This is a genomic window from Idiomarina sp., from assembly GCF_019431395.1.
GTDB lineage: Bacteria > Pseudomonadota > Gammaproteobacteria > Enterobacterales > Alteromonadaceae > Idiomarina.
Genome location: NZ_CP080268.1, coordinates 2,750,057 through 2,773,874 on the forward strand (window position 1 = coordinate 2,750,057; position 23,818 = coordinate 2,773,874).

Here is a 23,818-nt window from a genome sequence, read left to right on the forward strand (position 1 = left end):
GCCGGTACTGTAGGCGTCGCTTTTGTTGTAATTTTACAAGACAGGAAATTCCGTACTCATGTTAGGCAGTTTGTTTAGTAAAGTATTTGGCAGTCGTAACGACCGCATTCTGAAGGCGCTATCCAAAAAGGTTAACCAAATTAACCAGCTGGAGCCTGAATTCGAAGCGTTATCCGACGCAGAACTCAAAGACAAAACAGCGGAATTTCGAAAGCGCTTAGCCGATGGCGAGAGCCTGCAGAGTTTGTTAACGGAGGCATTCGCTACAGTGCGCGAAGCTAGTAAGCGTGTGTTTAAAATGCGCCACTTTGACGTGCAAATGGTCGGTGGTATGGTGCTGGATGAAAATCGCATCGCCGAAATGAAAACCGGTGAAGGTAAAACGTTAACCGCGACCCTGCCGGCTTATTTGAACGCGCTGGCGGGCAAAGGTGTTCACATCATCACCGTTAACGATTATCTGGCGCGCCGCGATGCTGAATTTAACCGCCCATTATTTGAATTTTTGGGCATGACGGTTGCTTTTAATATACCCGGATTGCCACCGCAACAGAAAAAAGAAGCCTACCAAGCCGACATCACCTACGGCACGAATAACGAATTTGGTTTTGACTATTTGCGCGACAACATGGCGTTTTCACCGGAAGATCGCGTGCAGCGCGAGCTTTACTACGCGCTAGTCGATGAAGTTGATTCGATCCTGATTGACGAAGCTCGTACACCGTTAATTATCTCCGGGCCGGCAGAAGACAGCTCCGAGATGTACACCAAAATGAATGAGCTGGTACCGCTATTAACCCGTCAGGAAAAAGAAGATACCGAAGAAGAAAAGGGTGACGGCGATTTTACTATTGATGAAAAGGCGAAACAGCTGCACTTGACCGAGCACGGTCAGGAGCACGTTGAGTCACTACTTAAAGAACGCGGCATGCTGGGTGAGGATGATTCGCTTTATTCTGCCGCCAATATTACGCTTTTGCATCATATTAATGCGGCGTTACGGGCGCATCACTTGTTCCAGAAAGATGTCGACTATATCGTCAAAGACGGCAAAATTGTCATTGTAGACGAACACACCGGCCGTACCATGGAAGGCCGACGTTGGTCAGAAGGCCTGCACCAGGCAGTAGAAGCTAAGGAAGGCGTAGAGATACAAAACGAGAACCAAACACTGGCCTCGATTACCTTCCAGAACTACTTCCGCTTGTATGACAAATTAGCCGGTATGACGGGTACAGCCGATACCGAAGCATTCGAATTCCAATCAATTTATGGTCTGGAAACCGTCGTCATTCCCACCAACAAGCCGATGGTGCGTGACGACCGCGCTGACCTCATCTACCTCACGACCAAAGAAAAGTACGAGGCGATAGCAGAAGATATTCATGAGTGTCGTAAGCAGGGTAGGCCGGTACTGGTTGGTACGGTGTCGATTGAAAACTCGGAATTATTATCGCAGCTACTGAAGAAGAAAAAGATACCGCATGCGGTACTTAACGCAAAATTCCATGCCCACGAAGCCGACATCATTGCGCAGGCCGGGCGTCCCGGCGCGGTGACCATTGCTACCAACATGGCCGGTCGTGGTACCGATATCGTGTTAGGTGGTAGCTGGATGGCTGAAGTCGAAAAGCTTGAAGAGCCGTCTAACGAAAAAATTGACGCAATAAAGCAAGAATGGCAAACCCTTCATGATCAAGTGATTGAAGCAGGGGGCCTGCATATTATTGGTACCGAGCGTCATGAGTCACGCCGTATCGATAATCAGCTACGCGGTCGTTCTGGTCGTCAGGGTGACCCGGGTTCGTCACGTTTCTATCTGTCGTTAGAAGATTCGCTGATGCGTATCTTTGCGTCCGATCGGATGGCTTCAATGATGAAACGACTGGGTATGAAAGAAGGCGAGGCGATTGAGCACCCCTGGGTGACGCGAGCGATAGAAAACGCACAGCGTAAAGTCGAAGGGCGTAACTTTGATATTCGTAAGCAACTGTTGGAATACGACGACGTCGCCAATGACCAGCGCCGTGTCGTCTACGAGCAGCGTAATGAATTGCTGGATGAAGGTGATATCTCGGAGACGATTCAGGTTATCCGTGAAGATGTCATCAATGCGGTGATTGACGAGTATGTTCCGCCGCAGTCTTTGGCCGAACTTTGGGATCTTGCCTCGCTTGAAGAGCGCTTGCGCGCAGACTTTGACGTGGAAGTTCCTCTACAGCAATGGCTGGAAGAGGATGACCACTTCCACGAGGAAGTACTACGCGAACGGGTGTTAGAGGCGCTTACCAAAGCGTATCAGGAAAAAGAAGACATGGTCGGTGCCGAGACGCTGCGCCGTTTTGAAAAGTCGATTATGCTGCAAAGCCTGGATCAGCATTGGAAAGAGCACCTTGCAGCGATGGACCACTTGCGTCAGGGTATCCATTTGCGTGGTTACGCTCAGAAAAATCCAAAACAGGAATACAAGCGCGAAGCGTTTGAGTTATTCAGTGAGATGCTGGAAAACCTGAAGCTTGACGTGGTTACCATTCTAAGCCGAGTTAAGGTTCGTGCGCCTGAAGACGTCGATGCGGTTGATCAGCAACGCAAAGCGGCAGATTCAGCACCACGGGAATTTAAGCACGAGCAAGCTAGTGCAACGGGCCAGGCTGAGCAACCTAATGCTAATGCCGGTGCACCGGCGCAGCGCGGTCCTAAAGTTGGACGTAACGATCCCTGCCCTTGTGGATCGGGTAAAAAATATAAACATTGCCACGGTAAACTATAACTCATGAGTGAAGCAGACAGTCAGCTCCCAACCGTGCATGTCGCGGTTGGGGTTATCGAAAACGATAATGGCGAGATCTTTATTGCCCAACGCCTGCCTGAGCAACACCAGGGTGGCAAATGGGAGTTTCCCGGCGGCAAAGTAGAGCCTGGTGAGTCTGTGCAACAAGCACTAGCTCGTGAGTTAAAAGAAGAATGCAATATAGAAGTTGAGGACTGTGCTCCACTGACCGTAGTAGAACACCAATACCAGGACAAGCGGGTGTTACTCGACGTTTGGTGGGTACTAAAATATCGTGGTGAAGCAAAACAACTGGAAGGCCAGCAATGGCTTTGGGTTGATATTGCGCAGCTGGACGCGTTTCAATTCCCTGACGCTAATCAACCCATCGTCGAACGCTTAGTCGACACCCTCAATAGTTATTAATAGATATCGTCGTTGCCCGGAACTTGTTCGGGAACAACGGCGGGTTCTCCCGGAATCGACTTTTCTTCGTTTGCCCACTCGCCTAAGTCGATCAATTTGCAACGTTCACTGCAAAAGGGTTTGTAAGGAGAATTGTCGCTCCATTCAACCTGTGTTTGGCAGGTCGGACAATCTACGGTTGTTGGCATAATATCCTCGCTTATCTTTATGGTTAGCTGGTGGTGGTACTTAACAGCGGACTGCGCGCCAGTTCGAAGGTGATGTCCTCGTTGGCGGCATCGGCATCGGTAGATGTCGGTATTGCCATAAACCGCAGCGTGAAACGTTGGCGGTGGCCACTAACAATCGGGTAATAAGGGCTGTCGGGAGGCATGCGAATGCGCAGTAGCGCGAGCGGGTCGCAACTTTCCTGCCAAAATCCGTTACGGGCAACCACCGTGTCAAATTCACCCTGTTGGCGGGTTAATTCCAATTGTAATTGAATAGCGGCAGCCAGTGGTTGCACTGCCTCATGCCAGTGTTGCCAATGCTGCAGTTGTAGTGCCAGCGGCTGACTTAACCAACGCTGTAATTGCGGTAACTCGAATAAGCCGGTTATTCCGGGCTGTATCAAGCGCGATCGAATACTTGCTAAAAACCGATCGTCTTTTAGTTGGCGCAATGCGCGACCGATATATTGCAGATTATCTGAGGCCATGGTGATGCTCTGCAGCGCGCCCTGTAACGCATTTTGATCGATCTGGGGGTGGTTCTGCCAGCGCTCCATCGTCGCTCGTTGCAGCTCCAGGTCTTTTGCCAGCTCAGTTTTGATATCGTTGCGTTCGATCAGCTCCTGGGTAGCAAATAGCGTATTAAAAAACGCCAACGGGGCGTGCTCAGCCAGTGCCAACGCATTGTTCAGTTCCGCGAAGCTATGTTCCAGCCGCAGATAGGTGCGAAAACGCTCCTGAAGTGGATACTCATAGACGCTGCTACTTTGTTGCTCGCTGCTCATTTGGTTGTCCCGGAACCCTGCTCTTTATTATTCCGAGTATGATAACTGAATAGTATCGGGGTGCAATGGCCGGACTGTTAACGAATGTAATCAATCATGCTGCCAACTACTTGCCTGTTGCTGATAGAGGCCGTGTAAGTGATTAATTTGTTGCTGCAGCTGTGCAAGGCTACCGTCGTTACGGACAACGTCATCGGCATGCGCCAGCCGTTGCTCGCGCGTTACCTGTGACGCCATTATGGCCTCTACCTGCTGCGCTGAGGTTTGGTCGCGTTCAAGGGTCCGCTGTACTTGCAACGATTCGGGTACGTCAATCACTAATACCCGCTGACAGAACCGGTCGAGGTTGTTCTCTAATAGCAATGGTGCCACCAGGATGACATAAGGCGAGCTAGCATGGCTTAATTGCTCGAGTATTCGCGTTCGAATAGCCGGATGCAATAAGTTATTTAACCATTGTTTATGCTCTTCGCTGTCAAACACGAGTTGCCGTAAAGCTTTGCGATTAAGCGCCCCCTGGTGATCCAGCAGATGATCACCAAAATGTTTTACGATTTCCTTCAGACAGGGGCTTCCGGGACTCACAACCTCACGGGCTATGACGTCGGCATCAACAATATCGATGCCGAGTGTCGCGAAATAATCCGAGGCGGCTGATTTGCCGCTGCCAATACCGCCGGTCAGTCCCACAATATAATTTGCCATCGTTAAAAGCCTATCCATTGCCAGTAACTAAGTAGTAGTTCATTACCGTAAAAATAACTGATTAAGCCGCCACCAATTAAAAAAGGTCCGAATGGAATTGGGGCTGAATAGCCGCGTTTAAGCATCGCGATAACACCGACAACGATCCCCACCAGCGAACTGGCCAGGATGGTTACCGGTAGCAAGGTTGCGCCGGTAAATGCGCCGATAGCGGCAAGCAATTTAAAATCGCCATAACCCAGGCCTTCCTTGCCGGTGAGCAATTTAAATGCCCAGTAGACTAGCCACAAGCTCAGGTATCCGGCTGCGGCACCAATTAGCGCGGTTGTTGGGGTAATGGCGGATTGCCCGCTGATTGACCACAATAAGCCCAGCCAAAGCAGGCAGTATGTTAATTGGTCAGGTAGCAGCTGATGGCGTGCATCGATAACCACCATTGCCACTAACAACGCGGTTGCGACTAACAGCACCAACCAGGGTAAGGTAATACCCAGCGTCCAGGCTGCATAACCTATTACTGCAGTCATGAGTAATTCTACCAGCCAGTAAACAACCGGAATGGTATCGCGGCAATGTCGACAGCGGCCCATCAATACGACATAACTTAGCAATGGAATATTGTCATACCATGCGATACGGTGCTGACATTGTGGACAGTGCGACGGCGGGTGTGCGAGGTTATAACGGTCCAATTCTTTAACGGGCTGTCCGTTAAGTTCCGCGCACTCGCGTTGCCACTGCTGCTGTAACTGCTTTGGCAGGCGTACAATGACGACGTTCAAAAAGCTACCGACGCAGGCGCCAAGCAGAATACCGATGAGTACAGCAGGCCATTGGCCGGCGGCGTAGAGAGTTTCCATTATGTCTTCCTGTTAAAACTGCTGCCCCAATGTAAAAATTGGTAGGTACATGGCGAGTAAAATCACGCCTATAATGCCGCCTAACGACAGCATCAGCAAGGGCTGTATCATGCCAACCAGTTGTTGACTGCGGCGACGTAAATCGTTACTGAGCTGTTGGGCTAGTTTGGTCATCATAAAGTCAATTCTGCCGGTTTGTTCACCGGTACTGATATAGGCAGTAATTAACGGATGATTGAGGCCGATATGATTAAGCGCCACCGACCAGGCATTGCCGTCCGAAACTAAGTCGGCCAACTTGTTACAATCATCGCGTGTTTTTAACCAGGCACTACTTTGAGCGCAAAGTTTTATGGCCGCAACTGCCGCCATACCTGAACGCTGCAATAGGGCCAGCCGCTGAAACATCTGTTGTTGACGTGCCTGCTCGGTCAGAGTTCCGATAACCGGCAAGTACAGTAAACTGCGTTGCCAGATACCCCGGTAATAGCGGCGGCTTAACCATGCGCCCAATGCTATTAGCAGGCAGGCGGTCAGTAACATGTTGCCGTAGTTGCTGAGCAACAACGAAAAGGCCAATAACTTTTGTGTCAGCAATGGCAGCTGGCCGGCACCAAATAAAGCGGTAAACTTCGGCAACACAAAAACTAACAGGCCGACGCTAATAACAATCGACAGGGCCAGAATGGCAAGCGGGTAACGCACGGCCGCTTTGATATGCTGACGCTGTGCATGGGCGTGGTTAAACTCATCCACCATGTGATTTAACACCGTAACAAACTGACCGCTTTGCTCAGCTAATTGCAGGTAACCAGTAAAGCTTACCGGAATTTTCGCCGGCAACTCGGGCGCGGCACGGTATAAGGGTAAACCCTGGTTAACCGTTTGCGAGAACCTTATCAATACCTGTCGCACCAGCTTATCTGTCGTTTGTGCGGTGGTAACCTGCAGCGCACTGCGCATCGGAAGACCGCTTTCCAGCAGCAGACCGAGCTGTTCAAATGCCGCCATTAATAACTGTTGGTGCTTATAACACATCGGTTTTCTACGCGCTGGCATGCTCTAATCTCGCTGCCTGTTGAGCCGATGTTTTACCCGCTTTGACCAGCTGGTTAGCGTGTTGTGCCAAAGTCGGAAGTTGCTGTGCGTTAAGCATTCCTGCCAGCGATTGAGTGCGGAGCTTAAGTAAGGTGTCGGCTTGCCAGGGAGTCACCTCAAAGCAGGGTAATTGACCCTGATACCCGCTGTGACAATGTGTGCAACCAACTCCCTTACAGCGTTTGCACAAGCGTCGTAGTAGCCGTTGGCTTACGATTAAGCTTAACGCGCTGGCTATTTCCGCTTCCGGAATCCCTAAAGCCTGTAAGCGCTGAAAGCTTGCCAGCGCGCCACTGGTGTGCAGCGAGGCGAGTACAAGGTGCCCGGTTTGAGCTGCCTGAAGTGCCACCCGGGCGGTTTCGCTGTCACGAATTTCACCCACCATCAGGACGTCCGGATCTTGCCGTAGCAAGGTTCGCAGAATCGTAGCAAAGTCCAGTTGCTGTTGTTGCCGCACCGGTACCTGGTTTATCCCCGGACAACGTATTTCGACAGGGTCTTCTACCGTGCAGATATTTAAGGCACGCTGATTAAGTCGCTGCAGGAGGCTGTATAGCGTGGAGGTTTTACCGCTGCCGGTTGGTCCCGTGACTAAGATAAGCCCCTGTGCGCTCTTAAGTGCTCGTGAGGTAACCATCAACTGTGTCTGGGTTAGCCCTAAGCGGGAAAGTGCACTGACTTGCTCCAGCATACCCAAGCTGCGAAGTACCAGCTTTTCTCCGGACATGACAGCGCAGGTGCTGACCCGAAAGTCGTAGGCAGTAAGCGGTTGCTTATCATCAACGGTAACAGTTACAGAAAAACGCCCGTCCTGCGAACGTCGCTGTTCACTACTATCCAAATCGGCCAGAACCTTAATATGAGCAATCAACTGTTTGCCGTCATCTGCGCTTAAGTGTTGTAGGGTTATCAGCTCACCGGCCACGCGGATGCGAATACGAAGGCTATTAATGGTTGGTTCCAGGTGGACGTCCGACGCTTGCTGCCTCAGCGTATAAGTAATCAATTGGGTCAACCAGTCCGTGACGGCTGCCCGGGTATCAATCAAGCACTGGTGTTGATGACACAATTCAATGATAACAACGCGTGCCGTGGATAAGGTTTGCCACGCCAAATGCAGCTGCGCAGACTTTGTCATTGCGGTTTTAGCCAGTGCCACTAAGGCAATTTCGTCATTTTGATACAGGATACAGAAATTGCCCACGGCTAAGCCCATGGTTGAACGCAGGGTTGCCTCTGCGGCGGATTCGGAACGGGGCATGTCGGCGAGCTGTCCGGCGCAGTTCACGGTATCAAACCTGCGTTGCAATTGGCGATAACCGAACGCCCACTGTTAAAGTCAGAACATTGGGTTTGCCAGGCTAGCATGCCTTGTTGCTCGGCCGGAACTAAGCTCACCGAAACAGGCTGGTTATCAACTTTAACTTCTTTGAGTTGCAAAGTTATTACGCCTGCCGGCTGCAAGGATAAGTCGCTGAGTGATTCCGGCAGCGGTGTGGGTAGCTCGGGTATGCCGTTTACACCGGGGCTGGCGCAGGCATCAAGATTACCCTCCAGTTGCCAGCATAGCGCGATAGCGAGTTGCAGCGGTTGTGCATGTTGCAGTGCCTGCGTCGCTTTTGCACGCTGTGTATATTGATGGTAAGCCGGAATAGCCAGTGACGAAAGTATTGCGATAATGGCAATAACGACCATCAGCTCGATGAGGCTAAAAGCAAATTGTCTGGAGTTGGGGTAGTGCATGGCGGCTCTCGTCAATAAAAGCCGCAAGCATGGTTGATGAGCGCTAACTGCGCAAACAGATTAACCTGTAAGCGATCAACTAATGCGCATCGACAGGTCAATAGCCTGCACGTGTTTGGTTAACGCGCCGGAGGAAATAAAATCCACCCCCGTGTCCTTTAATTCGCTAAGGCGGGCATCGGTTATGTTGCCAGATACCTCTAATTGCGCCGTTTTGCCCTGCTGTTGGTTTTGCTTAACCGCTTGATGAATATCATCCAGCGAAAAGTTATCTAACATGATGATGTCGGCTTTAGCTGCCAGCGCCTGACCAAACTCAGTCAGGTTTTCCACCTCGACTTCGACGGGTTTACCGGGGTTAAGTTTATGTGCTTGCGTAACCGCATTGGCAATGCCGCCACAGGCAGCAATATGATTTTCTTTGATCAAATAGGCGTCGTATAGCCCGATACGATGATTTTTTCCGCCACCGCAGCGAACCGCATATTTTTGTGCCAGACGCAGCCCGGGTAAGGTTTTTCGGGTATCCAGCAGGCGTGTGCCAGAGCCGGCCAATAGCTCGGTATAACGGGCCGTTAAGGTCGCTGTGCCGGCTAATGTTTGCAGAAAATTCAGTGCAGTTCGCTCGCCGGTAAGTAAGGAACGACTGCTTCCGGATAGCTGACACAGCACGGTGTTTTCATCAACATGGTCGCCATCAGTGACCTGCCAATCGATGTTTACTTCAGGATCCAGCTGCTGAAATACCTCGTTAACCCAAGCCATTCCGCACATTACCATTGGTTCGCGGGTAATAATCGTTGCGTCTGAGCGGGTATCCTTTGCGATCAACTGTGCGGTAATATCGAGCTCAGCATCAACGGCTGATAAATCTTCTGCCAATGCCTGAGCGACTTGTTGTTTTAACGACTGCAATTCGATTGAGGACATCACTTCCATGGCGGCTTTACCTTTGGTTGCACAATGAGGATACTAGGGGGCAAACTTTACCTGTTTGCGGTAGCTGTGAAAAGACATTCATTAACGAAGAGTACGATGGAGCCAAAACTGAACAGTACAGCGTCGATTTCAGACCACCGGTTAGTGACAGCGCGGCAGTTACCAAGTCCGCATTATGACGCACGCCCCGACGCCGATGATATAAGCCTGTTGGTTATTCATTGTATTAGCTTGCCCGAGGGCACCTATGGGAGTCCGTATGTTGAGCAGCTTTTTCTGGGTAGCTTAGACACCTCGCCCGACAGCGACTTCGCTTATCTTGATGGATTGCGTGTCTCGTCGCATCTAGTTATTCGCCGGGATGGCGCGGTGGAGCAATATGTGCCTTTTAACCAACGTGCCTGGCACGCCGGTAAATCTAGTTATTGTGGCCGCACACGCTGTAATGATTTCAGTATTGGGATAGAGCTAGAGGGAACCGATCAAGACCGCTATACTGAAGCACAATACCAACAGTTGGCAGTGATAACAGCCGCTTTATTAAGTCACTATCCGCAGTTGCGGCGAGACCGTATCGTCGGACATGAGGATATCGCCCCGGGACGCAAGACTGATCCGGGCCGTGGTTTTGACTGGCAGCGTTATCGTAACCAATTACAAGCAATGGAAAACAGCTGCCCCGAGCAGGAGAAACTATGATCTTAATTGCCCTGCTAATCGCTTTTAGCATTGAACGGGTTGTCCATTTGCCGGCATTTTGGCAAATGGACTTTTTGCTGGCACGGTGGTTAGACTGGAGCCAGCAAAAGTTATCACCGGGCAAACAACAACAGCTCGACAAACCAGTGGCGCAGGCAATTTGGTTATTGCTGCCGGCGCTGCTGGCAGGTTTGCTGGTTACCTTGTTGGACAATAGCCTGGTCACCTTTATAGCGGGTATCATTGCGTTGCTGGTTGGCATAAGTTGCCCGGACGCACGCAGTGCTTATAAAAATTATCTAAAGGCAGCTAATAAAGGTGACCATGAAGCGGTCGCGCATTACCAGCAACAACTCAATCTCCTGGCAGGCAGCGACGCATCGCGACCCATTAACCAAACGGTCTGTTGGTTAAATTATCAGTATTACGTGGCGGTGATGTTCTTTTATGTTGTATTTGGCGTGTTTGGCGTTCTTGCTTACGCGGCAATTCGTAGTGCGGAGCTGCATCAGTCGGCGCGCTTTAACAGCTTGCCCTTACAGCGGTTACGCTGGGCTTTAGATTTTATTCCTGTAAGGCTGGCGGGTCTTGGTTTGTTGATCGTTGGGCATTTTTCGCGGGCACTGCCGGTTTGGCTCAGTTCATTAACTGACCTGCGTTGCGATCAGCGCGACGTGTTGGCTGCAGTTGTTGATAAAGCAGAGGATATGCCACATCACCCGGATGATAAAACTGATGCCGCCGGGGCGCAGCTAAAACTCATGAAACGCCAGCAGATCGTCTGGTTGTGCGTGATTGCGCTGATGACATTGTCAGGCGGACTTTACTAGCTGAGTCGTTAACTCGAGGTCATACCAGACCAGAAAAATTTGGGTTTTGCTGTTACTTCTATTAAAATGATCCCATCTTTTGGTCAGACCAATTTACCGAATGGCGTTTCAACCGATAAAAGTGGCGAAAATATCCGATCAAATTGTTGCTGAAATCGAGGCAATGATTGTCGATGGTCGTTTTAGTGCGGGTGAAAAACTGCCGTCAGAGCGTGAGTTGGCACAACGGTTCAATGTTTCGCGGCAATCACTGCGCGAAGCCATCCAGAAGCTTGAGGCCAAAGGCTTGATTGATCGTCGTCAAGGCGGTGGCACCTTTATTACCGATACGCTAAATGACAAAGTGGCGACGCCCTTGTTTGAGTTATTGGCTAAACATCCCGAGTCACAGTTTGACCTGCTGGAGTTTCGTCATGCGCTCGAGGGGATTTCGTCATTTTATGCTGCACTGCGTGGCACCGATTCCGATCTGGATCGGATTAAATGCAGTATCAATAACATCATTGAATCACAAGCGAGTGATATCGACTCACAGGTTGACGCGTTGGTCGCGTTTTACCTGCGTATCGCTGAGGCTTCCCATAATGTAGTGCTATTGCATGTCGTTATGGGTATGAAAGAATTGCTCGCAGATAATATAAAACAAAATTTAGGCATACTGGCTCAACACCCGCAGGTGTTAGAGCAATTAAATCAACACCGCTCACAAATTGCAGCTGCAATTATTGATGGGCAACCGGAGCAGGCGCGGGATGCATGTCATCAGCATTTGTCCTATATTGAACAGGCATTGCTGGAAATGACCAAAGAGCAATCACGCATCCAGCGCTCGCTGCGTCGTTCCTGAATAACTTAACGGTAAGGAATAGCTATGAGTGAAGAATTAAACAAAGATGTTGACCAGCAGGAAACTCAGGAGTGGTTAGACGCTCTTGAGGGTGTGCTCGACGCCGAAGGCCCGGAGCGCGCGCATTTCTTGTTGGAGCAGCTAATCGACAAAGCGCGTCGTAACGGGGCGTATTTGCCATACCGTCCGACCACATCGTATCTGAATACTATTCCGGCCAGTCAGGAACCGACCATGCCGGGCAACCAGACCATGGAATCACGTATCCGCTCAGCGATCCGCTGGAACGCTGTGATGATGGTGCTGCGCGCCTCGCAAAAAGGTGAGGAGCTGGGTGGTCACATTGCCAGTTTTGCGTCATCTGCGATGCTGTATGACGTCGGCTTTAATCATTTCTTCCGTGCGCCGAGTGAAGGCGACGGCGGCGACTTCCTGTTTATTCAGGGTCATGCGTCACCCGGTATTTACGGTCGAGCTTTTATCGAAGGCCGTTTGACCGAAGAGCAGTTAAACAACTTCCGTCAGGAAGTCGAAGGTAAAGGCTTACCATCGTACCCGCACCCGAACCTGATGCCGGACTTCTGGCAGTTCCCGACTGTATCCATGGGCTTAGGACCCATCCAGGCTATTTACCTGGCTCGCTTCCTGAAGTACCTGACGGATCGCGGTATAAAAGATTGCTCTAACCAGCGCGTATACTGCTTTATGGGTGATGGTGAAACGGATGAGCCGGAAAGCTTGGGTGCCATCAACATGGCGGCCCGTGAAGAGCTGGACAACCTGACTTTTGTGATTAACTGTAACCTGCAGCGCCTGGATGGTCCGGTGCGTGGTAACGGTAAAATTATCCAGGAGCTGGAAGGCACATTCCGTGGTGCAGGCTGGGAAGTCATCAAAGTTATTTGGGGCCGCTATTGGGATCCGCTGCTTTACCGTGATACCGAAGGTAAGCTGCGTCAGTTAATGGAAGAAACCGTTGATGGTGACTACCAGAACTTTAAAGCCAAAGGCGGTAAGTACACCCGCGAAAACTTCTTCGGTAAATATCCGGAAACCGAAGAAATGGTTGCCAACCTGTCAGATGAAGACATCTGGCGCCTGAACCGTGGCGGTCACGATCCGGTCAAGGTTTACTCGGCTTACCATAAAGCGGTTAACACCAAAAATCGTCCACAGGTTATTTTAGCCAAAACCGTCAAAGGTTATGGCATGGGCGCAGCTGGTGAAGGCAAAAACATTGCCCACCAGGTTAAGAAAATGGATATGGACGCGATCAAACATTTGCGTGACCGCTTTAATATTCCGTTTAAAGACGAAGAACTTGAAGACTTGCCATACTACAAGTTTGAAGACGAAAGCGACGAGATGAAGTACATGAAAGAGCGTCGCCAATCCTTAGGTGGCTACATGCCGGTGCGACGCGCTAACAGCGACGTTGAGCTGGAGATGCCGTCACTGAAAGCGTTTGACGCCGTGCTGAAAGGCTCGGGCGACCGCGAAATCTCATCAACCATGGCGTTCGTACGCGTACTGACAGCCTTGTTGAAAGACAAGAAAATTGGCAAACGCGTCGTACCGATTATTCCGGACGAGGCCCGTACCTTTGGTATGGAAGGTCTGTTCCGCCAGGTTGGTATTTATGCGCACCACGGCCAGAAATATACGCCGCAGGATGCGGATCAGGTTGCCTATTATCGTGAAGATAAAAAAGGCCAGGTTATTCAGGAAGGCATCAACGAATTGGGTGCAATGGCGTCATGGGTTGCAGCGGGTACCAGTTACTCTCTGAACAATGAGCCAATGATCCCGTTCTACATTTATTACTCAATGTTTGGTTTCCAGCGCGTTGGTGATTTGGTGTGGGCCGCTGGTGACAGCCAAACACGGGGCTTCCTGATTGGCGGCACGGCCGGCCGTACAACACTTAACGGTGAAGGTCTGCAGCACCAGGACGGACACAGCCATATTCTGTTTGGCACAGTGCCAAACTGTATCAGCTATGACCCAACCTATGGCTACGAAATTGCTGTTATCGTGCATGATGGTCTTAAGCGCATGTACGAAGATCAGGAGAACGTTTTCTACTACTTAACGGTAATGAACGAAAACTACCAGCAACCGGAAATGCCGGAAGGCGTTGAAGAAGGCATTCTGAAAGGAATGTATGTGCTGGATAACGTTAAAGCCAAGAAAAAAGCCAAGGCTGACGTACAGTTGTTAGGTAGCGGGACTATCCTGCAGCAGGTTCGTGAAGCGGCCGATATTCTGGCTGAACAGTTTGACGTTAACTCGACGGTTTACAGTGTTACCTCGTTTAACGAGCTGGCGCGTGATGGTCTGGATGTCGATCGTCACAACATGCTGAACCCGGATAAAGAAGCAAAAGAAGCTTATATCACCAAGGCAATGAAAGACGCTAAAGGGCCGGCAATTGCTGCGACTGATTACATGAAACTTTACGCTGACCAGGTTCGTGCCTGGGTACCGACGCCTTATCGTGTGTTAGGCACTGATGGCTTTGGTCGTTCTGATAGCCGCGGTAATCTGCGCAAGCACTTTGAGGTAAGCCCGGAATTTATTGTTGTGGCGGCACTTAAAGAATTGGCGGATGCCGGTGATATCGATAAGAAAGTGGTAACCAAAGCGATCAAAGATTTTGGTATCGATACCGACAAACTTAACCCACGTTTAGCATAAGGAGTACTGAGATGGCCGATACAATCGAACTCAAAGTCCCTGACGTGGGCGGTGAAGAAGTCGAAGTCATTGAAATTTTGGTGAGCAAGGGTGATACCGTCGAGAAAGAAGACGGTATCGTAACGGTCGAGAGTGACAAGGCGTCGATGGACATCCCTGCCTCAGCCGGTGGTAAAATCGTCGAGCTGAAGGTAAAAGAGGGTGACACCATTAGCGAAGGTGACGTGCTGGCGATCGTCGAAGCGGCAGATGCCGGCTCTGAGGATTCATCTGACGGTGATGATGCAGAGGCCGAAGAAAGCGCTGAGGACACCGCTGATAGCAGCCAAAAAAGCGAAGATAAAGCGGAAGCCGAGAGCGATGACGCGCTGGACGAGGCTGAACAAGCATCGGACGCTGACAGCAAGCCTGGCTCGACTGAGTCGAAAGTGATTGAGGTAGAAGTACCGGATATTGGTGACGAAGAGGACGTCGAGATCATTGAAATTCTGGTCTCTAAAGGCGATTCAGTTGCCAAAGAAGATGGCTTAATTACGCTGGAAACCGATAAAGCGACCATGGACGTGCCTTGCCCGGATGACGGCGAGATCGTCGAAATGTTGGTTAAAGAGGGCGATAAAGTTTCGCAGGGCTCGGTGATTGCCAAGCTGAAAGTGGCTGGTGGTTCTGACGATTCGGGTTCATCTGAGAGTTCTCAAGAGCAAACCTCAGAGAGCACAGAGAACACGGAGAAAAGCGAATCGAAGGAAAAACCTAAAGACCAGTCATCAGAAGATTCTGGCAGTTCACGCGCTAAGCCTACCAGCGAGCGTCAGCCGCCGGTACCGGATCATCCAACCGAGCGCAAAGACAAGCACACTATTCATGCCTCGCCGGCAGTACGCCGCGTTGCACGTGAATTCGGTGTTGATTTGTCGCAGGTCAAAGGCAATGGTCCTAAAGGTCGTATCCTGAAAGAAGACGTGCAGGACTACGTTAAGTACGAGTTATCGCGTCCGAAAGCGGTTGCTGGTGCAACAGGACAGGGCGGTGGTGGCCTTCAGGTAATTGACGCGCCAAAAGTCGACTTTAGCAAGTTTGGCGAAGTCGAAGAAGTGCAACTGTCGCGTATTCAGCGTAAGTCAGGACCTAACCTGCATCGTAATTGGGTGACGATCCCTCATGTTACGCAGTTTGACGAAGCCGATATTACCGAGCTGGAAAACTTCCGTAAGGCCGAAAACGAAGTGGCGAAAAAGCAGGACTTGGGCTTTAAAATCACGCCATTGGTTTTCATTATGAAAGCCTGTGCTAAAGCGTTACGGGAATTCCCAACCTTTAATTCGAGCTTGTCTGAGTCCGGCGAGTCGCTGTACATGAAAAAATATGTGCACATCGGCATTGCCGTTGATACACCGAACGGGCTTGTTGTACCGGTAATTCGTGATGTTGATAAGAAAGGCATTTATGAATTGTCGGAGGAGTTGGTTGAAATCAGCTCGAAAGCGCGCGATGGCAAATTGAAAGCTGCCGATATGCAAGGCGGATGCTTTTCGATTTCGAGTCTGGGCGGCATCGGTGGAACCGCGTTCACACCAATCGTCAATGCGCCGGATGTAGCTATTTTGGGCGTTTCGCGCAACGAGATGAAGCCGAAGTGGAATGGTAAAGAGTTTGAGCCACGCTTGACGTTACCGTTGTCGTTATCGTACGACCACCGCGTAATTGATGGTGCTGAAGCCGCACGCTTTACCGCTTACTTAAGCCAGGTTCTGGGTGATATCCGCAAATTGGTATTGTAAACCTCGTGCCCAAGGCACGAGCTACGATCAATTTGACAAGAAATACGAAAAAATTCGCGCTACAATAGCGCCACTTTTTAGCGTTGACTGACCTCGGCCGGTGGCTCAACCGGCCGTAGCAAATAAGGGGTTAACATGAGCGACAAAATTAAAACACAGGTAGTAGTGTTAGGTTCGGGCCCGGGTGGCTATTCGGCAGCGTTTCGCGCCGCAGACTTAGGCCAGGATGTTGTTTTGATTGAGCGTTACAGCACCTTAGGCGGTGTTTGTCTTAACGTCGGTTGTATTCCGTCAAAAGCACTGCTGCACATGACCAAACATATCGAAGAAGCTAAAAACCTTGCGGCTGAAGGTATTGAATTTGGCGAGCCGAAAATTGACCTGGAAAAAATGCGCAAGCATAAAGAAAAGGTTGTTGGCCAGTTGACCGGTGGTCTGGGCCAGATGTCGAAAATGCGTAAGGTGAAAATTGTTAATGGTTACGGCAAGTTCACCGGTAGCAACACCATCGAAGTAGAAGGTGATGACGGTAACACCACGGTTGAGTTTGATAACGCCATTATCGCAGCCGGCTCACAAGCCATTAAGTTGCCATTTATTCCGCACGATGACGAGCGTGTGTGGGACTCTACTGATGCGCTGGAATTAAAAGAAATTCCGAAGAAAATGCTGCTGTTGGGCGGTGGTATTATCGCGTTGGAAATGGGTCAGGTTTATGCGTCTCTGGGTTCAAAAGTAGACGTGGTCGAAATGACCGACCAGCTGGTACCGCCGGCTGATGCTGACATCATCAAAAACTTTAATAAGCAAATTAAAGGCCGTTTCGAAAACGTTATGTTAAACACCAAGGCGACTAACGTTGAAGCGAAAAAAGACGGTGTTTATGTAACCTTCGAAGGTAAAAATGCGCCGGAAAAACCGGTTAAATATGACGTTGTTTTAGTTGCTGTGGGTCGTGCGCCTAACGGTAACAAAATCGATGCCGACAAAGCCGGTGTTAAGGTTGATGACCGCGGCTTTATCAATGTTGACAGCCAAATGCGCACTAATGTTGACCACATTTTTGCTATTGGTGACATTGTGGGTCAACCCATGCTGGCGCACAAAGCGGTACATGAATCGCATGTTGCAGCTGAAGTTATCGCGGGTAAGAAGCACTTCTTCGAGCCTAAAGTTATCCCTTCTATCATGTATACCGACCCGGAAGTTGCATGGGCTGGTGTAACCGAGAAAGAAGCGAAAGAGAAAGGTATCGAGTATGACGCAGTGACTTTCCCGTGGTCTGCATCGGGCCGTGCGATTGCTTCAAATGCTCAGCAAGGTATGACTAAGCTGATCTTTGATAAGAACAATCGCATTATCGGCGGCGCTATGTGTGGTAGCAATGCCGGTGAGTTACTGGGTGAAGTGTGCCTGGCTATCGAAATGGGCTGTGATGCAGAAGATATCGCATTGACCGTACATGCGCATCCGACATTGCATGAATCAGTTGGTTTGGCCGCAGAGATTCAGGAAGGCTCTATCACTGATATGCCGAATCCGAAGGCTAAGAAGAAAAAGTAACAGTCAGTTGTAGTACTCTGTTACGTTAAGTTAACGGCAAAACGGCCGCATTCATCGCGAATGCGGCCGTTTTTCTTTGCGTGTCCGGTAACAATGCGATAATTTTAATGGGTTGTCTAATTTAGACTCATACAAACAACAAGGAGCCTGTTATGGCGAACGAAGGATATCATGAACCATACGAACTGCTGTCTGACGAAACCCGCGATATGCATCGCGCGATAATTTCGCTGATGGAAGAGTTGGAAGCGATGGACTGGTATAACCAACGTATCGATGTATGCAAAGACGATGAGTTACGATCGGTGTTAATCCATAATCGTGACGAAGAAAAAGAGCATGCGGCCATGACGCTGGAATGGATCCGTCGCAAAGATCCAAAGTTTGATGAAGAGCTAAAAGATTACTTGTTTACCGATAAATCACTAAAACATGATTAAAACAAAAACTCAGGGAACTTACATGAAATTAAAATTAGCTACCGTTGCGGCTAGTGTCTCAATGGCGCTAGCCTTATCTGCCTGCTCACCGCAGCAGGGCGAGGGCAACACGCAAGCCAATGCTGAACAACAACAATCCTCTGCCGAGCAACAAGCCCAACAGCAAATGCCGTCAGGTGTTGTGTTAGAAAACTTTGATCATAGCGTTAAACCACAGGATGACTTATTCGCACATGTAAACGGCGCCTGGATTGAACGCACTGAAATTCCGTCAGACCGTTCGTCAGTGGGTTCGTTTTTTGATTTACGCGAACAAAATCAAAAGCGCTTGCGTGACATTATCGAAAACGCAGCCAACTCAAACCCCGAAGCGGGCAGTAACGAGCGCAAAGTCGGTGACTTTTTCAACGCCTTTATGGACGTCGAAACACTTAACGAACTGGGTGTTTCACCGATTCAAAGCGATTTAGATGCAATCAAAGCGCTGGATAGCCACTCGGCTGTAGCTGAGCATATGGCACGTTTTAGTCGTCAAAGCGTATCGACGCCGTTCGGCTTTTACGTGTATCCGGACGCTAAAGATCCGCAAACCAACGCCATGTATGTATCGCAATCAGGACTGGGCCTGCCGGACCGCGATTACTACCTGAGCGATGACGAGAAATTCGAGGAATTCCGTTCAGCGTATCAAGACTATGCCGCTGATATCCTGGCTATGGCCGGCGTTGAAGATGCCGAAGCAGCTGCAGAACGCATTCTTGAACTGGAAACCAAGCTGGCTGAAATTCAGTGGTCACGGGTAGAAAGCCGTAATGCGGACAAAACCTATAACAAGAAGTCGGTTGACGAAGTGGCTGCAATGCTGGGTAACTTTGATTTTGCAGCCTGGGTAGAAACTGCCGGGTTAGGCGATGTCGACAACATGGTGATTCGCCAGCCGTCGTATTTCGAAGACTTTGGTGCGATGTTCACTGACGTTGAATTACAAGCGTGGAAGGATTATCTGAGCTTCCGCATGGTAAACGATGCGGCTACTATTCTGAGCGAAGAGTTTGGCGAGCGTCGTTTTGCGTTTTATGGCAGCACCCTGCGCGGTATCCCGGAGCAGGAACCTCGCTGGAAGCGCGGCGTTGATGCAACCAACAGTATTCTGGGTGAAGTCTTAGGCCAGGTTTACGTTAAAGAGTACTTCCCACCCGAAGCTAAGCAAAAAATGGAAGTGCTGATCGAGAACCTGCGTGAGGCCTATGGTGACTCCATTCGTAACCTCGAGTGGATGACAGAAGACACCAAACAAAAAGCACTGGAAAAACTGGCTAAGTTTGATCCAAAAGTTGGCTACCCGAATGAATGGCGTGATTACAGCGACCTGCAAATCTCGGCGACTGACCTGGTTGGCAATTACAAAGCTTATGCCGAGTTTAATTACCAGGAAGAAATCGAGAAAATTGGTGGCCCGGTTGACGAAGAGGACTGGGGCATGACACCGCAAACGGTGAATGCTTATTACAGCCCGGTACGCAACGAAATCGTCTTCCCGGCTGGTATTTTGCAGCCTCCATTCTTTGATATGAATGCTGAAATGGCTGTTAATTACGGTGGCATCGGCGCGGTTATCGGTCACGAGATGGGCCACGGCTTTGACGATCAGGGCTCGAAATATGACGGTGATGGTAACCTGCAAAGCTGGTGGACTGACGCCGACCGCGAAGCATTTGACGAGCGTGGCCAACAGTTGTCTGCTCAGTTTAGCGCTTATGAACCTATCGAAGGGCTGAATATTAACGGTGACTTGACGCTAGGTGAGAACATTGGCGATTTAGCCGGTTTGACGATTGCTTATGAAGCGTACAAAAAGTCGCTCAACGGCGAACCATCGCCTGAACTGGACGGCTTTACCGGCGAGCAACGTGTATTTATTGGCTGGGCACAAGTATGGCGCGGTAAATACCGTGAAGATGCGATTCGTGAACAAGTCATGAGCGACCCGCACTCACCGGCAGAGTATCGTGTAAACGGTACCGTAGTTAACGTACCGGCGTTTTACGAAGCCTTTGACGTTGAGGAAGGTGACGAGCTTTATGTGGCGCCGGAAAACCGCGTGACCATCTGGTAATAGCTCTGTTAAACTAAAGAGTATGAAAACACTTACGGTTGTTTTGACATTGTTGTTGAGCCTGCTGGCGGGGACGTTTTCCGCGCCGGCAATGCACGCTATGCCAATGACAGACACCGTAGGTGTTGTTAGCTCCGAAGGCAGTGGCATGCATGATTGTTGCGACGAAGTCGAGCAACCGTCGATGGCAGAACATTGCGACGAGGAAGGCTTATTTTGCCAGCATTGTGAACAGCACTGTGCTGGCCAAATTGCTTGGTTAATCTACTGACCGAATTTAATTCACCCTCATTTTTCACTGTGTTTAAGCACCAGCAAATGGCGCTTTGGCAGCGCAGTGAGCGCCTTATTCGTCCACCAAAACGGGTTGTTGCATAACCGGAAGTCTGTTTTTTTATGCACAATCAGAAGGTGGAATACCATGCGAGTTTTATTGTTAGCGCTATTCGTATTAGCGCTGAATACTAGTGTCAGCGCGGCACATGCGCTAGTTCAGGATCATAGCCAACATCAGCAAAGCAGTGACAGCGACCCCTTTAACGACGCGCAAGTTGAGATGTTTGCCCGATGCATAGTCAAATCGTAAAAGACGAAGCAGGTACTTGCCCCATCTGCAGTATGGACTTGGTCGCGCGTGACAAAGAACAACAGCCACAAACGTCAGTGAGCGATAAAGATGGACATGATATGGATGAAATGTCCTCAGAAAAGAGCTTTCATGTTCCCAAAGCCCAGCAACAAGCTATACGAGTCACCACGGCCACAGCAACCCGTAAAGATCTGCAACCCATGCTTAAGGCACAAGCGCAGGTGCGCTGGCAACAATCTGCCAAGTATCATGTGCATTCACGCGCCGAGGGTTGGGTGGAAGAACTTTATGCCGATGTTGAAGGTCAGTGGGTGGAACAGGGCGAAAAACTCTACCGTGTGTACGCACCGGACTTAGTCGTTGCGCAAGACGACTACCTTCAGCTGCTTAATTCAATTAATGAAGTGGGTGATGCCGAGAGCCAGCAACAGTTTAAACGCCGCGGTAAGCAGCGTTTACTGTTACTTGGCATGAGTGCGCAGCAAATTAGCTTGCTGGAAAAGACCAAACAAGCGTCCTACGAAGTGGACTATTATGCACCGCAATCCGGTTATATCACCGAACTCAACATTCAACAGGGCATGTACGTAAAACCAGGTTTGGAACTAATGACCATTACTGACGACCAGCAGCTCTGGTTTATGCTGGATATACCAGTACGCTACGCAGACCAGCTAAGCGTTGGCCAAATGGTTCATTTAAGTTCTGAACAGGTGAGTGGTCACTGGATGAATAACATTGACTACATTTATCCGCAAATAGACCCTCAGACTCAAACACTGACCGCGCGTGTGCCGATTGATAGCTCGATAGATTGCCTTCGCGAGGGGTTGTGGGCGACCGGTCATGTCGAGCTGTCGCCGGTAACAAACGCCCTGGTGATTCCGGTCAAAAGCTTAATTACCACGGCGCAAAATAACCGCGTGTTAGTGCAGGTCAGGGACCAGGCGTTTGCCGTCAAAGCAGTAAAGACCGGCCTGCGGGTGGGTGATGAGGTTGTGGTTACATCGGGCCTCGTTGACGGTGAGCAAGTGGTGACTAACGGCCAGTTCCTTTTAGCAGTTTCGCCGTAAACCCTCGCCCGATGAGGGCGGGGATATAAGGCGTAGGTTTTATAGTCAGTCTGCGACCTTGACTCAGATAAAGGCGCGTGTAATTATACTGTATATAAATACAGCCTCTACTTACTATGTTAAAAGCAACGAAAGTACGCATCTATCCAACGCCCGAACAAGCTGAGTTTTTGATTGCTCAGTTTGGTGCCGTGCGTTTTGCGTATAACAAAGCGTTGTATTTAAAGTCTCACATGTATCGCAAGCATGGTGTCACACTGAGTCCAAAAAAGGATATAAAACCACTGCTTGCTGTTGCTAAAAAATCACGAAAATACCATTGGCTGAAGCAATATGACGCCATTGCTTTGCAACAATCCGTGATCAATCTGCATCGAGCCTTCGATAACTTCTTTAACCCGAAGCTAAAGGCGAGATACCCACAATTCAAACGCAGACATGGCAAGCAGTCGAGCTATCACTGTGTGGGTGTAAAAGTGCTAGATGACGCAATCAAACTCCCGAAAATGAAGCCTGTAAAAGCGAATATCCATCGTGAAATTTCGGGAACAGTTAAAAGCATTACAGTGAGCCTGAGTAAAACTGGCAAATTCTACGCCTCTATCCTTGTGGATGATGGAGTGAAAGCACCTAAACCACTTCAAACGGTGAGTAAGGTAACAGGCATTGACCTGGGGTTATCTCACTTTGCAATTGAGTCAAATGGTAGAAAAAGAGCCAACCCAAGATTTGTAAAGCGTGCTGAAAGGAATCTCAGGCGTAAGCAGCGTCAGTTATCCAGAAAAGCAAAAGGCAGTGCTAATCGAGCGAAAGCTCGTTTGCTTGTGGCGAAATGCCATGAAAGGGTCACTAACGCTCGCGCTGATTTTCAACACAAACTCTCTCGAACTCTCGTTGACGAAAACCAAGCGGTGATAGTTGAGACATTGAAATCAGCAAATATGATGAAAAACCGCAAACTGGCAAAACACATAGCGGATGCCGCATGGCACACCTTTGTCAATAAACTGGAGTACAAACTGAAAGAGCAAGGTAAATACCTAGTCAAGCTCGACCAGTGGTACGCCAGCTCAAAGACTTGCCATTGTTGCGGTCATAAAATGGAAGAAATGCCGTTATCGGTTCGCACATGGGATTGCCCCTCTTGCGGAACGACGGATATAGATCGGGATTTAAATGCCGCACTCAATATCCGTGATAAAGGTGCTCTGGAATTAAAGGCGGCTGGACAGTCGTTTCTGCTTATGGAAGCTGCGTAAGTCTCGATACTATCGAGCAACGGCTAACGAAATAAGAAGCATCGCCTGATAAGGCGGTGAGTAGTCACTTCAACCTGCCACGGCATGATTAAAGGTGCTTATTATCATGCTTTTCAGCTAAAAGTTGTTTAGCCTCAGCCACTGATAACGTCCGTTTTTGCTGAATATCGCGCTCTGCTAAATTGACCAACTTTAACAGCGCGATAGCTTCGTCCCGCTGCCGAGCGCTGGCTTCTGATTCAATGCGGTAGACGGGGTTGCCCCCCTGAGTGACTACGATAGGCTCTTCAACGTTTAGTGACGCCGCATTTTGTTTAATGTAGCTAATGGTTTTTATCTGCATAACCGAACCTCCTCCGCAGTGAACTAAATATAGTCCATTAATAGAC

Annotated in this window: 23 protein-coding genes; 14 read left to right on the forward strand and 9 right to left on the reverse strand. The window is 49.6% G+C overall.

Annotated features, from left to right (window positions below; all coding sequences use genetic code 11):
• The first annotated feature begins 58 nt into the window (after positions 1-58).
• Positions 59-2,770 carry a preprotein translocase subunit SecA gene (secA, locus tag KZ771_RS13340; RefSeq protein WP_133539687.1) on the forward strand — a complete coding sequence of 904 codons (2,712 nt, stop codon included), beginning with the start codon at positions 59-61 and terminating at the stop codon, positions 2,768-2,770.
• Between the two features lie 3 nt (positions 2,771-2,773).
• The gene (mutT, locus tag KZ771_RS13345) at positions 2,774-3,196 is read left to right on the forward strand and encodes an 8-oxo-dGTP diphosphatase MutT (protein ID WP_133539685.1); all 423 of its coding nucleotides are present in this window, start codon (positions 2,774-2,776) and stop codon (positions 3,194-3,196) included.
• Here the strand turns inward: mutT and yacG are convergent.
• The 8 genes from yacG to nadC form a co-directional block, all read right to left on the reverse strand.
• Positions 3,193-3,384, reverse strand: coding sequence for a DNA gyrase inhibitor YacG (gene yacG / locus KZ771_RS13350; protein WP_133539683.1), 192 nt, complete (start codon positions 3,382-3,384; stop codon positions 3,193-3,195). The two genes, mutT and yacG, sit on opposite strands and share 4 nt — an antisense overlap.
• A gap of 23 nt (positions 3,385-3,407) precedes the next feature.
• Positions 3,408-4,190, reverse strand: a complete 783-nt coding sequence (locus KZ771_RS13355; protein WP_290653894.1) for a cell division protein ZapD — start codon at positions 4,188-4,190, stop codon at positions 3,408-3,410.
• Between the two features lie 90 nt (positions 4,191-4,280).
• Complete coding sequence (coaE, locus tag KZ771_RS13360; protein WP_290573692.1) at positions 4,281-4,895, reverse strand: dephospho-CoA kinase; 615 nt, start codon at positions 4,893-4,895, stop codon at positions 4,281-4,283.
• A gap of 2 nt (positions 4,896-4,897) precedes the next feature.
• On the reverse strand, positions 4,898-5,755 hold the full coding sequence (locus tag KZ771_RS13365; RefSeq protein WP_290573693.1) for an A24 family peptidase: 858 nt from the start codon (positions 5,753-5,755) through the stop codon (positions 4,898-4,900).
• A 12-nt stretch (positions 5,756-5,767) separates the two neighbouring features.
• Positions 5,768-6,814, reverse strand: coding sequence for a type II secretion system F family protein (locus tag KZ771_RS13370; protein WP_290573694.1), 1,047 nt, complete (start codon positions 6,812-6,814; stop codon positions 5,768-5,770).
• Positions 6,801-8,114, reverse strand: coding sequence for a GspE/PulE family protein (locus tag KZ771_RS13375; RefSeq protein ID WP_290573695.1), 1,314 nt, complete (start codon positions 8,112-8,114; stop codon positions 6,801-6,803). The genes KZ771_RS13370 and KZ771_RS13375 overlap by 14 nt, the downstream gene beginning before the upstream one ends.
• Before the next feature lie 23 nt (positions 8,115-8,137).
• On the reverse strand, positions 8,138-8,596 hold the full coding sequence (locus KZ771_RS13380) for a prepilin-type N-terminal cleavage/methylation domain-containing protein (RefSeq protein ID WP_290653895.1): 459 nt from the start codon (positions 8,594-8,596) through the stop codon (positions 8,138-8,140).
• A 75-nt stretch (positions 8,597-8,671) separates the two neighbouring features.
• A complete protein-coding gene (gene nadC / locus KZ771_RS13385; RefSeq protein ID WP_290573719.1) occupies positions 8,672-9,526 on the reverse strand; it encodes a carboxylating nicotinate-nucleotide diphosphorylase in 855 nt (284 codons plus the stop codon).
• A 105-nt stretch (positions 9,527-9,631) separates the two neighbouring features.
• On the opposite strand from nadC, the gene ampD reads away from it, so the two are divergent.
• The 12 genes from ampD (at position 9,632) to KZ771_RS13445 (ending at position 23,429) form a co-directional block, all read left to right on the forward strand.
• On the forward strand, positions 9,632-10,234 hold the full coding sequence (ampD, locus tag KZ771_RS13390; protein WP_290573696.1) for a 1,6-anhydro-N-acetylmuramyl-L-alanine amidase AmpD: 603 nt from the start codon (positions 9,632-9,634) through the stop codon (positions 10,232-10,234).
• Positions 10,231-11,064, forward strand: coding sequence for a regulatory signaling modulator protein AmpE (gene ampE / locus KZ771_RS13395; protein WP_290573697.1), 834 nt, complete (start codon positions 10,231-10,233; stop codon positions 11,062-11,064). The genes ampD and ampE overlap by 4 nt, the downstream gene beginning before the upstream one ends.
• Positions 11,065-11,164: 100 nt before the next feature.
• Positions 11,165-11,911, forward strand: a complete 747-nt coding sequence (gene pdhR / locus KZ771_RS13400; protein ID WP_290573698.1) for a pyruvate dehydrogenase complex transcriptional repressor PdhR — start codon at positions 11,165-11,167, stop codon at positions 11,909-11,911.
• A gap of 24 nt (positions 11,912-11,935) precedes the next feature.
• Complete coding sequence (aceE, locus tag KZ771_RS13405) at positions 11,936-14,608, forward strand: pyruvate dehydrogenase (acetyl-transferring), homodimeric type (RefSeq protein WP_290573699.1); 2,673 nt, start codon at positions 11,936-11,938, stop codon at positions 14,606-14,608.
• Between the two features lie 11 nt (positions 14,609-14,619).
• The gene (gene aceF / locus KZ771_RS13410; RefSeq protein WP_290653896.1) at positions 14,620-16,389 is read left to right on the forward strand and encodes a dihydrolipoyllysine-residue acetyltransferase; all 1,770 of its coding nucleotides are present in this window, start codon (positions 14,620-14,622) and stop codon (positions 16,387-16,389) included.
• Between the two features lie 135 nt (positions 16,390-16,524).
• Positions 16,525-17,952 (forward strand): dihydrolipoyl dehydrogenase, encoded by a 1,428-nt coding sequence (lpdA, locus tag KZ771_RS13415; RefSeq protein WP_133539659.1) that lies wholly within the window; start codon positions 16,525-16,527, stop codon positions 17,950-17,952.
• Positions 17,953-18,104: 152 nt separating this feature from the next.
• Positions 18,105-18,392 carry a ferritin-like domain-containing protein gene (locus KZ771_RS13420; protein WP_133539658.1) on the forward strand — a complete coding sequence of 96 codons (288 nt, stop codon included), beginning with the start codon at positions 18,105-18,107 and terminating at the stop codon, positions 18,390-18,392.
• A 22-nt stretch (positions 18,393-18,414) separates the two neighbouring features.
• On the forward strand, positions 18,415-20,508 hold the full coding sequence (locus tag KZ771_RS13425) for a M13 family metallopeptidase (RefSeq protein ID WP_290653897.1): 2,094 nt from the start codon (positions 18,415-18,417) through the stop codon (positions 20,506-20,508).
• A 22-nt stretch (positions 20,509-20,530) separates the two neighbouring features.
• A complete protein-coding gene (locus KZ771_RS13430) occupies positions 20,531-20,779 on the forward strand; it encodes a hypothetical protein (protein ID WP_290573702.1) in 249 nt (82 codons plus the stop codon).
• Positions 20,780-20,929: 150 nt separating this feature from the next.
• Positions 20,930-21,094: a hypothetical protein gene (locus KZ771_RS13435; RefSeq protein ID WP_290573703.1), complete on the forward strand. Its 165-nt coding sequence runs from the start codon at positions 20,930-20,932 to the stop codon at positions 21,092-21,094.
• Positions 21,076-22,170, forward strand: a complete 1,095-nt coding sequence (locus KZ771_RS13440; protein WP_290653898.1) for an efflux RND transporter periplasmic adaptor subunit — start codon at positions 21,076-21,078, stop codon at positions 22,168-22,170. Before KZ771_RS13435 ends, KZ771_RS13440 begins: the two co-directional genes overlap by 19 nt.
• A gap of 116 nt (positions 22,171-22,286) precedes the next feature.
• Positions 22,287-23,429 carry an RNA-guided endonuclease TnpB family protein gene (locus tag KZ771_RS13445; protein ID WP_290573705.1) on the forward strand — a complete coding sequence of 381 codons (1,143 nt, stop codon included), beginning with the start codon at positions 22,287-22,289 and terminating at the stop codon, positions 23,427-23,429.
• Between the two features lie 88 nt (positions 23,430-23,517).
• Here the strand turns inward: KZ771_RS13445 and KZ771_RS13450 are convergent, their stop codons facing one another.
• Complete coding sequence (locus KZ771_RS13450; protein WP_133540893.1) at positions 23,518-23,772, reverse strand: type II toxin-antitoxin system Phd/YefM family antitoxin; 255 nt, start codon at positions 23,770-23,772, stop codon at positions 23,518-23,520.
• Positions 23,773-23,818: the final 46 nt, after the last annotated feature.

What these genes read in the sequence shown, in the direction of transcription:
- KZ771_RS13430 (WP_290573702.1), top strand. Translation starts at nt 20,531, where the DNA reads ATGAAAACACTTACGGTTGTTTTGACATTGTTGTTGAGCCTGCTGGCG.
- pdhR (WP_290573698.1), top strand. Translation starts at nt 11,165, where the DNA reads ATGGCGTTTCAACCGATAAAAGTGGCGAAAATATCCGATCAAATTGTT.
- ampE (WP_290573697.1), top strand. Translation starts at nt 10,231, where the DNA reads ATGATCTTAATTGCCCTGCTAATCGCTTTTAGCATTGAACGGGTTGTC.
- KZ771_RS13420 (WP_133539658.1), top strand. Translation starts at nt 18,105, where the DNA reads ATGGCGAACGAAGGATATCATGAACCATACGAACTGCTGTCTGACGAA.
- KZ771_RS13365 (WP_290573693.1), bottom strand. Translation starts at nt 5,755, where the DNA reads ATGGAAACTCTCTACGCCGCCGGCCAATGGCCTGCTGTACTCATCGGT.
- coaE (WP_290573692.1), bottom strand. Translation starts at nt 4,895, where the DNA reads ATGGCAAATTATATTGTGGGACTGACCGGCGGTATTGGCAGCGGCAAA.
- mutT (WP_133539685.1), top strand. Translation starts at nt 2,774, where the DNA reads ATGAGTGAAGCAGACAGTCAGCTCCCAACCGTGCATGTCGCGGTTGGG.
- yacG (WP_133539683.1), bottom strand. Translation starts at nt 3,384, where the DNA reads ATGCCAACAACCGTAGATTGTCCGACCTGCCAAACACAGGTTGAATGG.
- KZ771_RS13380 (WP_290653895.1), bottom strand. Translation starts at nt 8,596, where the DNA reads ATGCACTACCCCAACTCCAGACAATTTGCTTTTAGCCTCATCGAGCTG.
- KZ771_RS13440 (WP_290653898.1), top strand. Translation starts at nt 21,076, where the DNA reads ATGCATAGTCAAATCGTAAAAGACGAAGCAGGTACTTGCCCCATCTGC.
- KZ771_RS13435 (WP_290573703.1), top strand. Translation starts at nt 20,930, where the DNA reads ATGCGAGTTTTATTGTTAGCGCTATTCGTATTAGCGCTGAATACTAGT.
- KZ771_RS13375 (WP_290573695.1), bottom strand. Translation starts at nt 8,114, where the DNA reads ATGCCCCGTTCCGAATCCGCCGCAGAGGCAACCCTGCGTTCAACCATG.
- KZ771_RS13425 (WP_290653897.1), top strand. Translation starts at nt 18,415, where the DNA reads ATGAAATTAAAATTAGCTACCGTTGCGGCTAGTGTCTCAATGGCGCTA.
- KZ771_RS13355 (WP_290653894.1), bottom strand. Translation starts at nt 4,190, where the DNA reads ATGAGCAGCGAGCAACAAAGTAGCAGCGTCTATGAGTATCCACTTCAG.
- ampD (WP_290573696.1), top strand. Translation starts at nt 9,632, where the DNA reads ATGGAGCCAAAACTGAACAGTACAGCGTCGATTTCAGACCACCGGTTA.
- aceE (WP_290573699.1), top strand. Translation starts at nt 11,936, where the DNA reads ATGAGTGAAGAATTAAACAAAGATGTTGACCAGCAGGAAACTCAGGAG.
- secA (WP_133539687.1), top strand. Translation starts at nt 59, where the DNA reads ATGTTAGGCAGTTTGTTTAGTAAAGTATTTGGCAGTCGTAACGACCGC.
- aceF (WP_290653896.1), top strand. Translation starts at nt 14,620, where the DNA reads ATGGCCGATACAATCGAACTCAAAGTCCCTGACGTGGGCGGTGAAGAA.
- lpdA (WP_133539659.1), top strand. Translation starts at nt 16,525, where the DNA reads ATGAGCGACAAAATTAAAACACAGGTAGTAGTGTTAGGTTCGGGCCCG.
- nadC (WP_290573719.1), bottom strand. Translation starts at nt 9,526, where the DNA reads ATGTCCTCAATCGAATTGCAGTCGTTAAAACAACAAGTCGCTCAGGCA.
- KZ771_RS13370 (WP_290573694.1), bottom strand. Translation starts at nt 6,814, where the DNA reads ATGCCAGCGCGTAGAAAACCGATGTGTTATAAGCACCAACAGTTATTA.
- KZ771_RS13445 (WP_290573705.1), top strand. Translation starts at nt 22,287, where the DNA reads ATGTTAAAAGCAACGAAAGTACGCATCTATCCAACGCCCGAACAAGCT.
- KZ771_RS13450 (WP_133540893.1), bottom strand. Translation starts at nt 23,772, where the DNA reads ATGCAGATAAAAACCATTAGCTACATTAAACAAAATGCGGCGTCACTA.